This is a genomic window from Acinetobacter sp. TUM15071 (assembly GCF_008980925.1).
Lineage (GTDB): Bacteria > Pseudomonadota > Gammaproteobacteria > Pseudomonadales > Moraxellaceae > Acinetobacter > Acinetobacter dispersus.
Genome location: NZ_BKGB01000013.1, coordinates 1 through 17,917, shown reverse-complemented (window position 1 = coordinate 17,917; position 17,917 = coordinate 1). Strand labels below are relative to the sequence as shown.

Annotated in this window: 23 protein-coding genes and 1 tRNA gene; 5 read left to right on the top strand and 19 right to left on the bottom strand. The window is 36.9% G+C overall.

Translation table 11 applies throughout. The annotated features are described in order from the left end of the window. Positions 1-225 precede the first annotated feature (225 nt). Positions 226-1,896 carry an FMN-binding glutamate synthase family protein gene (locus tag GBI66_RS13050; protein ID WP_151716414.1) on the top strand — a complete coding sequence of 557 codons (1,671 nt, stop codon included), beginning with the start codon at positions 226-228 and terminating at the stop codon, positions 1,894-1,896. Between the two features lie 53 nt (positions 1,897-1,949). Here GBI66_RS13050 and GBI66_RS13045 read toward each other — a convergent pair whose 3' ends face one another. The 9 genes from GBI66_RS13045 to GBI66_RS13000 all read right to left on the bottom strand — a co-directional run bounded on the left by GBI66_RS13045 (position 1,950) and on the right by GBI66_RS13000 (position 9,508). Beyond that, a complete protein-coding gene (locus GBI66_RS13045) occupies positions 1,950-2,531 on the bottom strand; it encodes a hypothetical protein (RefSeq protein ID WP_373885793.1) in 582 nt (193 codons plus the stop codon). A 71-nt stretch (positions 2,532-2,602) separates the two neighbouring features. Beyond that, on the bottom strand, positions 2,603-3,331 hold the full coding sequence (locus tag GBI66_RS13040; protein ID WP_151716413.1) for a hypothetical protein: 729 nt from the start codon (positions 3,329-3,331) through the stop codon (positions 2,603-2,605). Between the two features lie 50 nt (positions 3,332-3,381). Next, positions 3,382-3,900, bottom strand: a complete 519-nt coding sequence (locus GBI66_RS13035) for a DUF4124 domain-containing protein (RefSeq protein ID WP_151716412.1) — start codon at positions 3,898-3,900, stop codon at positions 3,382-3,384. Between the two features lie 83 nt (positions 3,901-3,983). Next, positions 3,984-5,012 carry an alpha/beta hydrolase gene (locus tag GBI66_RS13030; protein ID WP_151716411.1) on the bottom strand — a complete coding sequence of 343 codons (1,029 nt, stop codon included), beginning with the start codon at positions 5,010-5,012 and terminating at the stop codon, positions 3,984-3,986. Next, positions 5,012-6,148: a YdcF family protein gene (locus GBI66_RS13025; protein WP_151716410.1), complete on the bottom strand. Its 1,137-nt coding sequence runs from the start codon at positions 6,146-6,148 to the stop codon at positions 5,012-5,014. The genes GBI66_RS13030 and GBI66_RS13025 overlap by 1 nt, the downstream gene beginning before the upstream one ends. 8 nt (positions 6,149-6,156) lie before the next feature. Then, complete coding sequence (murB, locus tag GBI66_RS13020) at positions 6,157-7,191, bottom strand: UDP-N-acetylmuramate dehydrogenase (RefSeq protein ID WP_005189129.1); 1,035 nt, start codon at positions 7,189-7,191, stop codon at positions 6,157-6,159. A gap of 13 nt (positions 7,192-7,204) precedes the next feature. Further along, the gene (locus GBI66_RS13015) at positions 7,205-7,714 is read right to left on the bottom strand and encodes a low molecular weight protein-tyrosine-phosphatase (protein WP_151716409.1); all 510 of its coding nucleotides are present in this window, start codon (positions 7,712-7,714) and stop codon (positions 7,205-7,207) included. A gap of 837 nt (positions 7,715-8,551) precedes the next feature. Beyond that, complete coding sequence (locus GBI66_RS13005) at positions 8,552-9,019, bottom strand: BLUF domain-containing protein (RefSeq protein ID WP_151716407.1); 468 nt, start codon at positions 9,017-9,019, stop codon at positions 8,552-8,554. Positions 9,020-9,058: 39 nt separating this feature from the next. Next, positions 9,059-9,508 carry a BLUF domain-containing protein gene (locus GBI66_RS13000; protein ID WP_005189145.1) on the bottom strand — a complete coding sequence of 150 codons (450 nt, stop codon included), beginning with the start codon at positions 9,506-9,508 and terminating at the stop codon, positions 9,059-9,061. Between the two features lie 545 nt (positions 9,509-10,053). Between GBI66_RS13000 and GBI66_RS19750 the strand changes: the two genes are divergently transcribed. After that, positions 10,054-10,389, top strand: a complete 336-nt coding sequence (locus GBI66_RS19750; protein WP_005203261.1) for a hypothetical protein — start codon at positions 10,054-10,056, stop codon at positions 10,387-10,389. A gap of 114 nt (positions 10,390-10,503) precedes the next feature. Here GBI66_RS19750 and GBI66_RS12990 read toward each other — a convergent pair whose 3' ends face one another. The 4 genes from GBI66_RS12990 to bla all read right to left on the bottom strand — a co-directional run bounded on the left by GBI66_RS12990 (position 10,504) and on the right by bla (position 12,382). Then, the gene (locus GBI66_RS12990) at positions 10,504-10,713 is read right to left on the bottom strand and encodes a cold-shock protein (protein WP_005189149.1); all 210 of its coding nucleotides are present in this window, start codon (positions 10,711-10,713) and stop codon (positions 10,504-10,506) included. Positions 10,714-10,817: 104 nt separating this feature from the next. Next, positions 10,818-11,039, bottom strand: coding sequence for a hypothetical protein (locus tag GBI66_RS12985; RefSeq protein WP_005189152.1), 222 nt, complete (start codon positions 11,037-11,039; stop codon positions 10,818-10,820). Between the two features lie 196 nt (positions 11,040-11,235). Continuing rightward, positions 11,236-11,312: transfer RNA gene (locus GBI66_RS12980), tRNA-Met, on the bottom strand. Positions 11,313-11,524: 212 nt separating this feature from the next. Further along, a complete protein-coding gene (gene bla / locus GBI66_RS12975) occupies positions 11,525-12,382 on the bottom strand; it encodes a class A beta-lactamase (RefSeq protein ID WP_151716406.1) in 858 nt (285 codons plus the stop codon). A 227-nt stretch (positions 12,383-12,609) separates the two neighbouring features. On the opposite strand from bla, the gene GBI66_RS12970 reads away from it, so the two are divergent. After that, positions 12,610-13,242 carry a glutathione S-transferase family protein gene (locus GBI66_RS12970; RefSeq protein WP_151716405.1) on the top strand — a complete coding sequence of 211 codons (633 nt, stop codon included), beginning with the start codon at positions 12,610-12,612 and terminating at the stop codon, positions 13,240-13,242. Positions 13,243-13,389: 147 nt separating this feature from the next. Here GBI66_RS12970 and GBI66_RS19475 read toward each other — a convergent pair whose 3' ends face one another. The 5 genes from GBI66_RS19475 to GBI66_RS12950 form a co-directional block, all read right to left on the bottom strand. Then, positions 13,390-13,563, bottom strand: a complete 174-nt coding sequence (locus GBI66_RS19475) for a hypothetical protein (RefSeq protein ID WP_159884052.1) — start codon at positions 13,561-13,563, stop codon at positions 13,390-13,392. 49 nt (positions 13,564-13,612) lie between these two features. Next, positions 13,613-14,074, bottom strand: a complete 462-nt coding sequence (locus tag GBI66_RS12965; RefSeq protein ID WP_151716404.1) for a hypothetical protein — start codon at positions 14,072-14,074, stop codon at positions 13,613-13,615. Positions 14,075-14,304: 230 nt separating this feature from the next. Next, a complete protein-coding gene (locus GBI66_RS12960) occupies positions 14,305-14,505 on the bottom strand; it encodes a hypothetical protein (protein WP_005189164.1) in 201 nt (66 codons plus the stop codon). A 106-nt stretch (positions 14,506-14,611) separates the two neighbouring features. Then, a complete protein-coding gene (locus tag GBI66_RS12955) occupies positions 14,612-14,842 on the bottom strand; it encodes a hypothetical protein (RefSeq protein WP_151716403.1) in 231 nt (76 codons plus the stop codon). Between the two features lie 77 nt (positions 14,843-14,919). After that, on the bottom strand, positions 14,920-15,141 hold the full coding sequence (locus tag GBI66_RS12950) for a hypothetical protein (protein ID WP_005189167.1): 222 nt from the start codon (positions 15,139-15,141) through the stop codon (positions 14,920-14,922). A gap of 301 nt (positions 15,142-15,442) precedes the next feature. On the opposite strand from GBI66_RS12950, the gene GBI66_RS12945 reads away from it, so the two are divergent. After that, positions 15,443-16,603 (top strand): iron-containing alcohol dehydrogenase, encoded by a 1,161-nt coding sequence (locus tag GBI66_RS12945; protein WP_151716402.1) that lies wholly within the window; start codon positions 15,443-15,445, stop codon positions 16,601-16,603. Beyond that, positions 16,600-17,040, top strand: coding sequence for a thioesterase family protein (locus GBI66_RS12940; protein WP_151716401.1), 441 nt, complete (start codon positions 16,600-16,602; stop codon positions 17,038-17,040). The genes GBI66_RS12945 and GBI66_RS12940 overlap by 4 nt, the downstream gene beginning before the upstream one ends. 41 nt (positions 17,041-17,081) lie before the next feature. Here the strand turns inward: GBI66_RS12940 and GBI66_RS12935 are convergent. Further along, positions 17,082-17,917 (bottom strand): DNA polymerase III subunit gamma/tau C-terminal domain-containing protein (locus GBI66_RS12935; RefSeq protein ID WP_308464064.1); only part of this gene is annotated, 836 nt, incomplete at its 5' end.

Sequence of the window (17,917 nt, the reverse complement as noted above, 5' to 3'; positions counted from 1 at the left end):
CGCATCTATATTTATGAAAGTTACCAATATTCAAGATAGTAATCGTGTTAGGAACATGGATTCAAGTAAATCTTCCGCTGTAAATAGGAAAGTTACTTTCTAATAAAGAATCAAATAAGCTGGCTTATAAGAGAATAATTCTCATATCTAACAATTCATTACTTGAGCTTGCGTGAGCTTCTTGGCATCGTTTGTCAGTTGCTTCATTATGGGAATCTCCTGCCGATGGCTAGTCCAGCGCAAGCTATAAGACATAAATTACTTAACACTTTCTTTTCAAGACATTCTGTTTGGTTTCTTTGTATTTTTACTGCTTTAACCATTACTTGGTTTAAATTTACCTATACCCCACATACCATTTATTATTTTATATCCGATACGCTTTTAAACGGTCTTTGGTTAGTCACTGGATTACTCAGCATTGTTGGTTTACGCGATTTACTGCAAAAGAAACATGCCATCTTAAGAAACTATCCAATTTTGGGACATTTTCGTTTTCTTTTTGAAGATGTTCGCCCTGAAATTCGTCAATATTTCATAGAATCAGATCAAGATGCCCTGCCTTTTTCACGTATGCAACGCAGCCTTGTTTATCAACGTGCAAAAAATGAAAATGCAGATAAACCGTTCGGTTCAATTATAGATGTCTATGATCCAAACTATCGCTTTATTGTGCATTCAATTGCCCCTTGCCCACCTGCAAACCCAGAATCTTTCCGTGTGCTGATTGGTAATGCGCAATGTAGCCAGCCTTATAGTGCATCGATCATGAATATCTCCGCCATGAGTTTTGGTAGCCTGAGTGCTAACGCAATCCGAGCTCTTAATAAAGGCGCGCATTTAGGCAACTTCTACCACGATACAGGTGAAGGTAGTCTAAGCCCCTACCATTTAGAGCATGGTGGCGATATTGTCTGGCAAATTGCCAGTGGTTATTTTGGTTGCCGTACCGCTGAAGGCTTATTTGATCCAGAAAAGTTTGCACAGCAAGCCAAAAATCCGAATATTAAAATGATTGAGGTCAAGCTCTCTCAAGGTGCAAAACCAGGTCACGGCGGTATTTTACCTAAGCATAAAATCACTGAAGAAATTGCCCGTATTCGTGGTATTTCTAGAGATCATGACTGTGTTTCCCCTTCTAAGCACCCTAGTTTTAACACCCCAATTGAAATGATGCATTTCATCCAAAAACTCAGAGAGCTTTCAGGCGGTAAACCTGTTGGTTTTAAATTATGTATTGGCCAACCATGGCAATTTATGAGTATTGTCAAAGCCATGCTCGAAACCAAAATTGTGCCTGACTTTGTGGTGGTTGATGGTTCAGAAGGCGGAACTGGCGCAGCACCAATCGAGTTTAGTGACTATATTGGTACACCACTCAGAGAAGGTTTACGCTTTGTGCACAATACATTGGTGGGTGCAGGGCTTCGCAATCAAGTCAAAATTGGTGCCAGCGGTAAAATGATCAGTGCCTTTGATATTGCCAGCACCTTTGCCTTAGGTGCGGATTGGGTCAATTCCGCACGCGGCTTTATGTTTGCGGTAGGTTGTATCCAAGCCCAAAGCTGTCATACCAACCAATGCCCTGTTGGTGTTGCGACACAAGATAAAGATCGTCAAAAAGCGATTGATGTTCCAAGCAAAGCAGAACGCGTGTTTAATTTCCACAAAAATACGCTGCACGCCTTATCTGAAATGATTGCTGCTGCAGGTTTGCATCATCCATCCGACATCAAAGCACATCATTTGGCACAGCGTATGAATGATCGTGAAATCAAAAACTATGCACAGATCCACTTCTTCTTAAAAGAAAATGAATTGCTGCATAGCGATTTAAATGATGACGAGAATTTCTACTATCGTATGTGGAAAATGGCGGATGCCAATCAGTTTTAATGAAAAAAAAAAGCCACCGCAAGGTGGCTTTTTTTTCATCTAATATCTACAAGTTAGCGACTTACCAGACGATAAATACCGAAAATCACAACCATTAAAATCACTAAAAATTTGAGATAAGAGGTCCAATTATATTGCGAGCCTTTACCCTGCCAGACCTGAACCTCAACGGACTTAAACTGAATGTTTGAAGCTTCCATCAGTTCCGCATGAATACTATAGATCATGCCGTTATTTTGTTCATTTACCGAGAATGGATCGGAACTAACGACCAATAATAGAGGTTCATTTAAATCATAGGAGTGTTTATCATCACTTTGAAAAACCTCAGGATGGTAGCCATTAGAAGACTCGCTCTGCACACCTCCAATCCATTTTAACTCGACTTTACCCTGTTGCTGGGTCACTCCTTTTGCAACAATAACAAAACGATATGGATTTTTGCTGTGATCTGCTTGAAAACTAATACCTATGTTCGGCCTTTTAAAAGTGTCCTTTGGCTTTTCAATAACAGCTTTATTCAATGCATCAATTTCACTTGAGGTTAAAAGAACGGAATTAACTAAACTTTCCCCGTATTCACCAACTTTAGGCTCATGGGCTACTTTTCCACACGCAGCCAAGCTAAACATCATGAATAATAGAAGTGTGAACTTAACCAATTGGTTTTTTAAATTTACATACATTTTTTTATCAAAACCTTCATTTAAAAAACACTCACTGAAATATGCCTATTTAACATCCAACGAATCACAGGAGCTTGTTCTTCTGGGGGGAGAGACAAAATATATTCAAAAGTCCGTATGACCACCTCACACTGTTTATTCTTGTCTTGTGCTGTTTCCCCAGCATTGAGTAAGTCAGCATCTTGACCGTAATCTTGACGTAATTTATCAGCAATCTGTCCCCATGCCTGTGGAGCTTGCATACGATCAACGGAAGAATGAGCTCCTTGATGTGTTAGAATATATGTTAATGCCGCTACAGTTCGCTGCTGTGTAGCTGAACTCAGTAATGCCTTTCGCTCATCTATACTGGTTTTACCATAGAGAGGGAAAGCAATTGGAAAACAATTTCCTTTACGTTTGGCATCATAAAGCTGTTGTAAATAAGCTTTTGTCCATAACCTTTGCCCTTCATCATCCGCTTGTTTTTCGACAATATCACGTAATTTCCACCACAATGTGCTACTTACAGCAGCAAGCATTTCTTCTGGCTGTACTGAAGCATTCGCGGTTTGCTGTAGCGTTTCATAATCCTTGGGCAAGTGTTGCTTTAACGGCTGCAATAAAGAGATTTGATCTAAAGCCTGTTGTCTTTGTTCAATTGGATTATGATTAATGGACTGATCTGATGTTGCATCGCGATGAGAACAACGATTTAACAAGAAAAAAGTTGCAAAAATAACCCCAATTACAATAAATGCTGCTTTCACGACTAATTACCATTTTTTAATATTTATCAATGTATGTCTTTAAAAAACTTCTACCTTTTCAATGGGCAAGTCGGACTGGTCTGAGTCAACAATGTATTGGTGGCTGCATTACAACTCACATATACGCTGCCATCATCCGTACAAACTCTTGCGGCATAAAATCGACTGTTATTTTCAACTAACTGAGAGCGACGATCAGAATAACGAGCAAATCTTTGCAAAGCCATAATGCGCTGTTTACATTCAGGGAATTCAACAATTGCTCGTTGAAACTCGGATTGTCTCGTTTCTGTTCTGGTTTTATTATTTGCTAAATCCTGTGTATAAGCATTTTTTTCATAAGACATTCCTTGCTGCCTTTGCTGTTCCATAGAACGGCAATCACCCGAAAAGCCGTCCGCAACTGAGCCTGTGCATGCTGTCCTTTGTGCTATCTTTGTTGCACATGGTCTACTTTGATATGTTGTTCCCTGACTGGTTACGCACTTATATAACTCTTGTGCGAAAACAGGAAAAGAAAAACATAACAAAATAAAGACACAAAAACCCCTTAATGTACCTATTTTCATTATTACCCCAAACATCTAATTTATTGATATTTTTTTAAGATATGAGAAATTCTATCATTTAAATAATAACGAAAAAAGTACAATTAATAGTAATGGTGATTTGGTTTTGCATGCAGGAAAGCAGGAATAAGCCCTGTCAGTGCAGCACGAATATCTGCACGTTCATTAATTAATTGATGTGAGCCTTCTTCCAACATCAATAAAGTCTGCAATCTAAACTTACGGCGAATATATTCAATGTTATAACGCCAATCTACGGTTTGATCTAAAGCACCTTGTGCGAGCCAGACAGGAATACGACATGCAGGTCGTTGTTCCATTTCCAGCATCCATTTTGACATGGCCAGAATCCAATCCATGCCCATCATACGAGGTTGTAAAGGATCTTTTAAACGAACAAAACGTAGAAACTCTGGATTATGGTTATTACGACGGAAATGCCGTGGTACTTGGCTTTTGATCCGGCGGATAATACCTAGCCCAACCGAGTTGTGCCACCATGCCGTTTTTGCAGGCCGGATCAATGGCGACAACAATAATACACGGTCAACAATAGGATCTTCTCTGCGCTCTGCATATTCAAGTAAGTGATGCATCCAAATTGCACCGCCCGTACTCTGCCCAATCCCTAACCACGGCTTTGGTAATTGTTTCGCACCACGCACGGCATCATAAACTGCATGTAACACTTGCTGATAGTGATCAAAATTCTGAATGCTGGCTGGTGAACCATTGCTTAAACCATGCCCAGGCAAATCGTAAGTGACGATGCTAAAGCCTTGATCTAGGATTTCTTTAATAATCGGCTGGTAAATGCCACTATGTTCCAAATAGCCATGTAACAAACACACTGTACCTTGGATTTTTTGTTGTTTGGGCTGAAATACTTGGACATGTAAGCGAAACAATGGCATTTCTACATAACCCTGCCAATGTTCACAATCCAATAAATGTAAACCATATAATTTACGATAGGCTTGTAATGGTTTCGAGATTTCAGTGACACCAGATAAATCCAAAGGTTCAAGCACCTGTGGCGTTGTCTCTCGATTGGGTACAGGTAAATCCAGTTGTTTTAAAATTGTCGGATTTAAAAATGGAAGATCGGACATTATGGTATCTCTCGACAATCACTTGAGCCAAATAACATATCACGTATCGTTGCCAGCATTTCATAGTTCGCACGGCGGCTATGATCATAGTTTTGTTCACTTGGACGCCATTGAGTTAACGTTGTTGGCATCGGAGCAACCACAGGAATCGTTTCAATTCCATTCAAGGCAAACAAACGACGAGTACGAGGCATGTGGTATTCATCAGTAATGAGGATTACTGTTGGTGCACCGCCTTTCTTTTGCAGCAATAAAGAACTGAATCGAGAGTTTTCACAAGTATTCATACTGCGATTCTCAAGTAGCTTCGCTTCAACACCACGTTCTTTTAACCATGCTTGCATATAAGGTGCTTCAACACCACTCAGTACAATTGGTAATGCATATTTCTTCTCGACTTGTAATGTTTTTTCCAAGCGCAAGCGAGTGTAGTTATTCACCACAATATCTTTACCATTTGCCCCAAGCGTCAACCCGCCACCCAATACAACAATTGCATTCGGCTGCGAAATACTTTGTTGCTCGGCCGCACTATCTTTGTTTTTTTTGAGTTCAATCAAGTCTTTATTGGTCTGATCTTTGTCATCCTCGCTCACAGGCAATGCAATCGGATAAGTTTCTAAAAAGGCAATATATTTCCCCATGAGTGCCTGATTATCAGGTGTATTCCATTGTAAAAAATCCAATGGCGTATTGATCACAACTGCAGAACTCTCCTGATCTTGAACAGGCTGCTGTTCACTCATTAATGGAATATTCGGTTGCTTTTTCTCATCTTGGTTTTCTTTTTCTTGCTCTTCAGCAATCAATTCTTGCAGCAATTTATAACGCGCTTGAATTAACCTTAAATCCTCTGATTTTTCAGATTGAAAGGTTTTTTCCATAAGCTTCAAATAGGCCTGACGAGCAATCCACAAATTAGAACCTGGTTCAAGCGTTTCATGTTCACTTAAGGCTGCAGGTCGTTGACTTTGTGCCGCCACTTCATTGACATCGACAGGAACAAAACGATTCAAACCTTTTACAACAAACTGTGAGTAAAAAGGTGAATATAAAAAAAGTACAAAACAGCCTAATAGCACGAATAATATGGTAATTACCCGTACTAAACTGACCATCCAATGTACTTTCGCCATAGATTTCTTCACCCACTATGCGCTTGAATCAAACCTTGTTCACTGTATAACACAGGTTCAGGTTCCAATAGAATACTAAACTTTTGTTTTACATCACTTTGTACAGCCTGATAGGTATTTTGCACATCCGCTAGAGTCGCCTCAGCATAATTCACCAAAACCAAAGCTTGCTTATGAAACATTCCAACCGAACCTAATTGCTTACCCTTCCAACCTGCTTGATCAATTAACCAGCCTGCAGCCACTTTAACACTGCTATTTGCCTGCGGATAATGCGGAATGTTTGGAAATTGTTGAGTAATTTTATCAAATTCAACTTGTGCCAAAATTGGATTCTTAAAAAAGCTTCCAACATTTGGGAATTCTTTTGGGTCTGGCAATTTACTTTGGCGAATCTGTATCACCTGATTTTGTAAGTTCTCTGCGGTCAGTGTATCGCCTACTGCTTGCTTAAGATCGCCATAATTCAGTTTAAGCTCAGCTTGTTTCAATAGTTTAAAAGTCACACTGACAATGATGTAACGATTGGGATGATCTTTGAAAATACTATGGCGATAAGCAAAATGGCAATCTTGAGCAGAGATCGAATCAAACTGTTTTAGTTCACGATCATAAACTTGTACCGATTCAATAAACTCACCCGCTTCAACGCCATAAGCACCAATATTCTGTACAGGTGAAGCACCGACTAGCCCCGGTATCAAAGCAAGATTTTGCAATCCAAACCATTGCTGTTGCGTACTATACAAAACAAAGTCATGCCATACTTGCCCAGCACCCACTTTAACTGTAATGGTATTTTCATCTTCAGAAAGGACTTCAATGCCCTGAATATTTAAATGCATTACCAAGGCTTGTACTTGCTGCGGCAATAAAACATTACTGCCACCCGAGAGCACCAAAACGTTTAAATGCTGCTGTTCCGCAAATGCTAATGCCGCAATCACCTCATCTGGATGATTGATTTGCACATAATGTGAAGCAATCGCATTCAAATTTAATGTATTTAAGTTTTTAAGCTGAACCTGCGCTTTTAGCTGCATATTAAATTAAATCCTATTGCCCTGCTTTCATTTGCTTTTTAAAAATATCGACCCATGCTTGGCTGCTGGATTCACACTGATCGAGTACTCGATCAAATCCATCTGCACCACCATAATAAGGATCTGGTACAGCTTGTTGACTAAACTGCGGATCATGTTCACTCATCAATGCCAACTTGGCGCGAATCTGATGTCTACCAAACTGTTGCACAGCCTTTGACATGAGTGTTTGAATATCATCGAAGTTTTCATGATCCATTGCTAAAATCAAATCGAATTCAACGAAGTCTGCTAAAACAATCTGTCTGGCTCGTAACGCAGATAAATCATAACCACGTTTTACCGCATGCGCCTGACTGCGTGTATCAGGTGCTTTATTCGGATGGTAATTGCTTGTTCCAGCAGAGTCGACTATGACATTTAGGCCATGTGCATCACAATAATGTCTGAGAATCGCTTCCGCAGTTGGAGAACGGCAAATATTCCCTAAACAGACACATAACACCTTATATTGTGCTGTCATCAGAGAAAAGTCCCAATATTTTGTTTTATAAGGAGATTAAAATATTGCATGCAAAATTCCTGCAAAATAAACGCAAAATGATTAAATGTCATTATGCCTGAATTGACCTTTCTGACATCAGCTATTTTGTCAAAAATTGCTTTGATTTGAAAGGAAATAGTGTTTGTCTCTTTTGAATATTCTGTATGAATATGTACTTTTTTGGAATTAACAATGTGTACCAGGCACAACCGTTGTAAGAAACCTTACTGAACAATCAGATTGATAAAGAAACTTAATTTTAAAGTTTAGGCATACAAAGCTTAAATGTAAGAAAACCGAGGAAATATGAGATTCCTAAAAATTAAGATCTTTCAAATTATAGACCTACAGAACAAAGCTGCGCTTAAATAAGAATTCGATATAGACAGTTACATCTTCTAATTTATCTTAAAAATTATTTTACATTCTGAAATGTGACTCTATCCTCGAATTGTATAAAATTACCACTACCTATCTTTTTTAAGAGGCATTTTTTTGAAGATTAATGCAGTGGTTCTTCAGGATGAAGACTTAAAGTTACATAAGCTCCAAAAAGTTCAAGACTCCGTGTACGAGTCAACCCACAAGAATAGAGTCTCAAATTGGCTATGGATTTATGCTGAAACAGCCGAGTTTTTTAACTTTGATATATGGGATGAGCTAGACAATGCCTACGTCAATAAAGTAATTCATTATAAGAACAAGCTTTACAAGGTCATTGAAATTAACTCTATAGGTAAAATTAGATATTCCTGAACCACTTAAACAATACACATTTACCTAAAATCTATCCTCTCATAGCTTCAATCAATTTTTTCAAAGATATGGGTGAATACCTCTTTGATTTAGACCCACTCTTTTACGAACCCGAGTTTGATTTTCATTCAATAATGCTTCAAGCAATCCATTCAAATTTTGATCATTCAAAACAGATGGGATAAATTCTTCACAGCCTAACCGATTAAAGAAAATATCGACTTTCGAGCTTTTTTGAACATACTTCATAGACCAGTTTTTAAAACTATATTTCTGAATTTTTTTAACTTCAAATTCAATAATACTGTTATGTCTAGCGTCTTTTTTGATACTTTGGAATAAAGGTAAAACAATAAAGTCTTCCCCTTCTAAACATTGGAAGAATGCATTATTTGCATAATACAAAACTCCAAATACAGCATTCTTGGAATTAAAGTCTCTTGCTACAGTCAGGATATTGCTTAGATCATCAATCAGATCGTCAGCAAGACCTTGTCGTGAACTTGCATAGCACAATTGAATCTTCATTTTCTTCTCTTATGTACGATGCATGGTTAAAATTGGATACTAGTCATTTACTTCAAAAACATATGGCTCTGTCGCATACTCTGAAGCTAGAAGCTCAATGAATGATGGGATTGAATTTGTAGTAAGTAAGAAAGGATTAAAATCATCTCTATGGTTTTCTAAGAAGAAATCCCCTAATCTTTTATTAATTGGCGCAAACTTCATGTTCCAATGTTTAAAAAGTCCAAAATCACATTTTTCATAAAATAAAATTTCGCAGTTTTTATGACGATCATCTTTTAAAATTTTTTCATAGAAAAGCTCGTCAATTTTACTCTTACGCCCTTCTAAACACTGAACAAAGTATCCATGCCCATAGTAAAGAACGCCTGTAATTTCATTTCGAGAATTGAAATCTACAGCTGTATCCAAGATTTTTATCAAATCCTGTTTAAGATCTGGATAGATATTGGTGGCCTTGCTTGCGTATAAAACTCTCACGAACTCCATTTTGATCACTTCCAGCTATAAAATTACATAATAGGGAAAAGCTAAACCTACCGGCTAAAGTGGAAAGTCTATAGGATCAGCGACTACAATAAAACTGTCTAATACAATACATGCATTTGTTTTTTAATACTATTTTAATTTTTTACTTCATTACGTATGCCTTCTGCCATACTTCTGTTAAAAAATATTAATGGATTTTTGAGAATTCCAGAGATATTAAAATTAAGCATTTGATATAAATAAATATTAGATTTTAATTTGAATTATTTATTGATCAAATAATAATCAAATGTACGAAATTTCTTATGATCATGTAAGCCAAAGATTATACCGTTAGATTTTTGAATAACTATAATTTTCTCATACACCAGTATTTCGATAATCCATTATTTTTATTGAGTTTAAAATTCTAGCCATGATTATTTTAGACGACAAAACCAATAGATAGGCTTACTTTAAAAATGGTGTACATACAAATCCCCACCTTTGAGATGAGGCCCTTAAAGGTGGGGATTTTCTTTTCAACTTGAATTAGAGGAAAAACAATGAATATCATCAAGAATTTTTTTATTTTTGCTCTTTCTGTAATAATTATTTCTCTAGTTATAATCGTGTTTGACAAGATGGGAATGAACCAAAACTTTAATTTATTCTTTTCCTCACTCTTATACTCTGTATTTATCACACTGTATTTTAAAAATTTTTTGGTCAGTCTTCTATGCTTTTCTGTGTTTTACACGATACTATTTCTATTAAGTCATTCTCTAGAAGTTTTGTTGATGCTTTTGACTTCACTATCTACGCTCATTTTAATTGAAACGCTTATGCCAAAGCTAAAAAAGAATGTAGTCATTCCACTTTATAAAACTGATGCTTTTTAATTTCTTAGTCAATATTCGAATACAAGGCTGCTAGACGTAGTGAGAACTCAAGGTCCGATCAATTGAGTAAAAAAAAGCCCACAAGAAGTGGGCTTTTTTACTGTTCTAAACGAGTTAGATAACAGTGATCAGCGTTGCTTGTGGTCCTTTTTTACCTTGTCCAGGCACATAAGAAACACGTTGGCCTTCGCTCAAAACTTTGAAGCCACTGCTTTGAATTTCGCTGAAATGAGCGAATAAATCTTCACCTGAATCAGCTTGAATAAAACCAAAACCTTTAGTTTCGTTGAACCACTTAACTGTACCAGTAGATGTATTAGACATATTTTAAACCTTTTATACTTTACTTAAAGATCAAATCAAAGTTTCAGTAATGACTTGATCCATTTAATCTTTTTTAAAAAAGATACTACAAATGTGTGAATTATTTATATCAATCGATAAAGCTGATTAATATCAGTATAGAAACTTTTTCCATCTAAATTAAAATCAATTTCCAGACCCGAATCTAAAAGTATTTTTTTTCCAACCTCAACCCATTTAAAACCTTCCAACGTATTTTGTTGACGCTTCAGTGGGATAATTTGCACACAAATTTCATTGCCATTGCTGGCTTTGGCTACACGCCATTCATTAATAATTTTTAACACACAATCACTCTTTAAAGAGCTCAAATGATTGATTTTATTTACTATACGCTAGACAGATAAGAGATGATAACTGAGTTTCTAGAATTTAATAATATTTAGCTTTATTTAGGATTATATAAGCTAATTTCAATTGCTATTTGTTCTTTCCAGAATAGCAACTTTAAATACATCAAAGAGCAAAATTAATTAAATCGGTTGGTAGCGGGAGCTGGATTTGAACCAACGACCTTCGGGTTATGAGCCCGACGAGCTACCAGACTGCTCCATCCCGCACCGATGAGTTAGCTTTATAGGCTCATTATGCTAATTAAGCAAGTTTAATATGGATTAATAATGACATACGCTCAATTTACAACCTATTTATCCGTTTTTCAGGATAAAATATGCTTTTATTTGAGAATCAGCTCCTGTTCACACAAAAACAATTATTGAAATAGATAGCCCTCTAATAAGGACTATCTGACTGATCTAAAGAATAGTCTTCTTTATTTAATCAAATGCTCTTTTACAATATGATCACTTAAAAGTTTAATTACTTCTGAGCGTTCATCTAGAGAAGTTTCACTTTTTCTCACATAAATACTGATAAATACAGGCGCATGGCTTTCCGACCATACCATTGATGTTAAACCTCTGATGCCATAATCACTGGCGCCTGTGCGATCTGCAATTTTCCACCCTTTAGGTAAAGCAGCTCTTAACATATTGTCTGCAACTTTATTTCCTATCATCCAATCTTTTAATTGCGCTTTTGAGCTTTTAGATAACACATTGCCCATCAATAACTTTTTCATACTGGCATTCATAGCATTGGGACTGGTTGTATCTCGCATATCACCTTCGGGATTAATGACAAGATCTGGTTCATATCTATCGGATCTTGTCACTTCATCACCAATTGAGCGCATAAATGAAGTTAGACCTGCAGGTCCTCCACCAGCCTCTATAGCAAAGTTTGCTGCCGTATTATCACTATATGCAGTTGTAATTTCACAAGCCTGTTTGATCGTCAGTTTTTTATTTACATAATCTTTGACGACTGGCGAATAAGTAATGAGGTCTTTTTGCTGAATCGTTTTTGAATGATCTAAGCTAAGTTTTTTAGCATCAACCTTTGCTAAAACATTCGCACAAGCAAGTGCTTTTACCGTGCTGTCTAATGGAAAGCGTTTATCTCCATTAATAGAAATCAATTTATCATCCATATCTAATATAGATACACCAATCTGCCATCCCTTTTCGGATAGTGTTTTGACCTGCTCTTCGAGGGTAGCAGCCATGCTAACTGACACCGAAGAACCAAACAAAACCACAGCCATGGCAGATTTCAATAACGATTTCATATTGCATCCATATATTAAAAATTTTAAAGCAATTAAGCGTAGCATGGTAAAAAACGGCAAGCTTTCACTCCTGTTGTTTTTTCACTCAAATAAATGTAAAGCAATAACTCTCAAGACCAAGTTCGGAGTTGATCTTTTGTAATTTATATGTAGAACTTCACTATCATTCGAACCATGACGAAAAACTTGGGTAATTTTCCCATAAAAATTTAAACACAGGATTAATTATGATTACATTATTTCATTTAGACCAATCACGCTCTTTTCGAATTTTGTGGTTACTCGAGGAAATCAAACAACCGTATCAGTTGCAACGCTATTACAGAGATTTAAAAACGCATTTGGCACCTGAGTCCTTAAAGGAGATTCACCCCTTAGGTAAATCTCCTTTGATTGAATTTCAAGGTAAAATCATTGCTGAGTCTGGAGCAATTGTAGAGTTGTTAATTCAGAAGTTTGCACCCTCTTTGGCACCTGACATCAATGATCCAACTTACGCAGATTACTTGCAATGGATTCATTTCGCGGAAAGCTCTGCCATGTTGCCTTTTTTATTGAAAACTTTTAATGCAATAGAAACTAAACATGGTACGCAATTGGTATTTCTAGAAAACTACACCCAAGTTGAATTTGATAAGGTTTTTGGTTATTTAAATAATTATCTAAAAGATAAAGAATACTTGGTGGACAATCGTTTGACAGGTGCAGACTTTATGATGGGATTTGGACTTCATGCCCTAATTCATAATATGGCACAAGGTAAAAATTTCCCACACATTCAAAGTTATGTAGAGCGTTTAAGTTTACTACCAAGTTGGAAAGCTGCAGAAAAAATTGAACAAGGCGGAAAAGTGACCTAAAAGAATAGATATTCTTAATTCATTGAATAGAGAAGAATAGTTAAGCAATTTTTTAAGACTGATGAATGTTTGTAAAAGCTCTCCTTAGAGAGCTTTTACGCATATACCGACATGGATATTGTTGTTAATCATATGCCCTGTACAACCTCAGGTGCTAATAAATAATGGAATCACCGAGCGCCTGCATTGATAAATTACTTTTTTTAAGAACAGTTCACGCTCTACAGCACGGCAGCGAACAAGCCCACCTGAAACTGCCCCCATTCTTACTCCAACAAGCAAATTAATCAGCAATACCAATAATGGGAAAATTTTTGCCATAAAATACAAAGCCCATCTTTCGATAGGCTTTAGCCATTAACTAACGATCTTATTCTCCAATTGGGATTGAAAATTTAAGTTGATTACTTCTCTGATCCAATGGCACTGGGTTATGCTTGGCAATTCTTTGCTGGTAGTCTTTTTCAGACATTAAACCTCTATTTTTTGCCTTTAAAATTGAGTTGAACTGTTGCTCATGTCCTTGTGCATTCAAAGCATCGAAATGTCTATGTTCCAGATAATATTGAGATCGATCATAAGGACTCATATTGGATGTATGCTGTTGCGCTACCTGCGCTTGCTCTAATTCATAATTGCGTTGATTAATACGATCTTGTTCTTGTTGCTTCATCGACTCAAAGAAATCAAATTGCTCACCACTTTGGATCTCTTTGTGATGCTCTTCATTATTTAGAATTAAAAGTGATTTATCTTTGCTGAAGATATCATCTGCACTATACACCGAACCACAAATTACCGTACTTATAAGAAGAATTACTATTTTTTTCACAAAAAACACTCAACATAAAACAAATAAAGACAAGTGTATATTTTATTATTTCTTCACAATTATTTCAAATTAAATATTAAAAACAAAAACTTATGATTATTCAATAAAATCATAACCCCACTTCTCGACTATTAATGATATCTACATTTTGGAGTATTTTTACTTCACAAATAAAGTAAATACCCAATAACAAAAAACCTCCCGAAGGAGGTTTTAATTTCTTGATTTGATTAAAGATCAGTTCCAATAAACACACTAGAAATAAAGAACTCTGCATCTTCATCATCAGTTGAATCAAACTCTACTTCAAGATGAATGACTTCTGCTCCAGTCTTGTCTTTGAATTCTGCAAATTTCTTCTCAAGGAAATCTGAAATCTCATTTTCTAATGTTGCTCGTTCTTGGCGATATTGTTCTATTGCTTCTTTCATGATGAGTTCCTATTAATCTGAACAACCATAAAAGCAAACTATTATGAAAATAACAAGACAACAAAAAAGCCCATCATTCGGTGAGCTCAGTCTTCAAAGTTTTAAATTAAGAAAGATATACATGTTTTTTCGCTAGATGTTGGTTAGCGATCTTTGTAGTTTCAAAATATGGCAATTCAGCGCAAAGCCAAAAATGATAAGTATCTTCACCCACAATGTAAGTTTGTCGATTATAAGTCGATGTTTTGCTAGGATCTATTACGCTTGCATCAAAAAAAGTGTTTTCGCGGCTAGCAACCACTTCACCATCTAAATCACCACCAATACAAATGTGCATCTTAATAATCCATATAATTATGAATCGCAGCTTAACACATAAAGTCAGAAACTATTTTTCAGGAATGAAATTTGAACCTAAGCATTACCGAGATATGCTGTTATCCTTTGCGCTTTAAGGCTTTCATCTAGTCCCTCATACACCCAGAATGTGTAAGCTAAACCATTCGTATGTATCTTTATTTTCAAATATTTTTCTTGTTGCAATGTATCTATATTCGTTAAATGAAATGTTTCATCTTCAAAATTTTCAATATGGAAATCTGTCTCATCCAAAGACCCTCCAATAAATTTATTCATTGTTAATCTCCTCTAAAAAAAACAATCTACCACAAAATGGCAAAAAGCCCATCTTCTCATGAGTCATTAAAAAAACTTGTGTACCCTAAATAGGATAACGAGTTCTTAAATTAGAGTGACCTCAACTTCTAAACAGTTTTGTATAGTCTTAAGCAACGGCATATAGAGCATTTTGGACTGCATAATCACCTCAAAGCTACACTTTTTAATAGCGTCTTATGCTAATTTATTGAGACAGTGAAACTTATAGTCACTTGATATAAAAATGTTGTATTTATTATGAAAAAATAAGGATGTATGTATGAACCCGTTTCAATTTCAAACTGTCCCTAACATCATTGCGGGGCTAGGTTCGATACAAGAACTTAAAAATGTTTTAACACAAAAAAACTATCATAAGGCACTTATCGTGACAGATGCAGGAATGATTCAGCATCAACTACATCAGCCCATCTTAAAGATTTTAGAAGAGATCAATCTCAACAGCATTATTTACTCGGATATTCAAGCCGATCCCCCTGAACACATTGTGTTGGAAGCCGTTGATTTTGCGAAACAAGAAAAGATAGATGTGATCATCGGTTTTGGTGGCGGTAGCTCAATGGATGTTGCCAAAATCATCGCGCTACTCGCCCATTCAGAACAACAACAAAACTTAAGTGAAATATACGGGGTAAACCAAGCCAAAGCACCTCGCTTGCCACTCATTCTTATCCCAACCACAGCTGGAACAGGCTCGGAAGTTACGCCTATATCGATAGTCACCACAGGTGCAACCACCAAAATGGGAGTGGTCTCGCCAATCTTATATGCTGATGTTGCCATTTTAGATGCAACTTTTACGCAAGGCCTGCCTGCACATATCACTGCTGCAACAGGTATTGATGCGATGGTGCATGCAATTGAAGCCTATACATCAAGTATAAAAAAGAACTTCTACTCAGATATGTTAGCTAAAAATGCACTGAAACTATTGAATCACAACTTAGCTAAAGTATTAAAAAACGGTGCTTATCTAGAAGCTCGCCAAAATATGCTGGTCGGTTCAATGCTTGCAGGTCAAGCATTTGCCAACGCTCCTGTCGCAGCAGTACATGCCCTCGCTTATCCACTGGGTGGACATTTCCATCTTTCACACGGCCATACCAATGCTTTAGTTCTGGTTGAAGTGTTAAAGTTTAATGCACCCAAAGCCAAACAACATTATGCCGAGCTAATGCAACTGTTAGATCCGCGCAGTACAGGTTGTACCGATGGTTTATGTGATCTTTTCATTGACCATATGCAAAATCATTTAGACCAAAGTGGACTCACTTTGAAATTAAAAGATTTGGATATCCCTGAGTCGAAATTACCGCAACTTGCCAAAGATGCCATGTTACAAACTCGACTGTTGCAAAATAATCCAAGAGAAATGACAGAACAAGACGCTTTACAGATTTATCAGGCGATTTATGCATGAGCAAACCGACTTTAAAACAACGAGAACAATTTAGGTTCTTTTTCCCGATCCAAACTCGTTGGGCAGACAACGATATTTATGGCCATGTCAATAACGTGACCTACTATAGTTATTTTGATACGGCGGCCAATTCCTTATTGATCCAAAAAACAGGATTTGATATTCATAATAGTGAAGTCATTGGCTTAGTAGTGGATTCGGCTTGTAGCTTCTTACAGGAATTGTCTTTTCCAGAAGTCGTCGAGGTCGGCGTTGCGATTGGCAAAATTGGCAATTCATCACTCAGATATGAGTTAGCAATTTTTAAACAGGACCAACAACATGCTGCTGCGCAAGGACATTTTGTGCATGTATTTGTAGATAGAGAAAATCGAAAAAGTACCGCTATCCCGCAAGCGATGCGAGAAGTACTGCATCAATATTTACTTATAGAATAAATAGGAAAGGCAAAGATAAAATTTTACCTTTCCTAGATATATTAAGGTTTTAATTGAACCTGATGAAGTTCCGCATCAAATGTTTCGACTAAACTTTTAATAGTGGGTTCTTGCTGCAATAATTCTACTGCACGATTAAAGGCTTTTTCCTTACGTGCATTTTGCATAATTAATGGCGTACTTGAACTCACCTCACCATACTGCACATCAAATTGCGTATTCGACCATTGTGATTTCAAGGCATCTTCTAAGCCATGCTGCAATTGCGACAACATCCCTTCATATTCTTGCGGAATATGAAATACAGAGACACCATTAATTTGCCCTTGCATAATGCCGTGCTGCGCCAACTCTTGCACAGCTGGAGAAAGCTGGCTGGTCCTAAACCAATATTCCCACTTCTCTAAACTCCATTCGCCTTCCAACACTTGCTCAGGTAACTTTAAAATATCTTGTGGCATGAGATTGTTTGGTGGTTCTTGAGCCAATGAGATGGTTGCAACTGGAGCTCCAGCTTGTGCTTTTGCAATCGGTTCTTCCATAACAGAACTATGTTGCTCTGACACGACAACAAAACTTGGCTCAATCTGCTGCTGTTCTAATTGAACTTGTACTTCAACCTGCTGCTCGACAGGAAAAATCAGAACGTCTTCAGAATCTGTAATACTCGACTGAGTGATTTCTACTTGCGCAGAAACCTCCAATCCAATCAATTGCCCAGCTTCTGCATCAAACACCATCAAGTTACTATCTGGGTTTTGCTTAACAGGTTCAGGTTCAGGTTCAGGTTCAGGTTCAGGTTCAGGTTCAGGTTCAGGTTCAGGTTCAGGTTCAGGTTCAGGTTCAGGTTCAGGTTCAGGTTCAGGTTCAGGTTCAG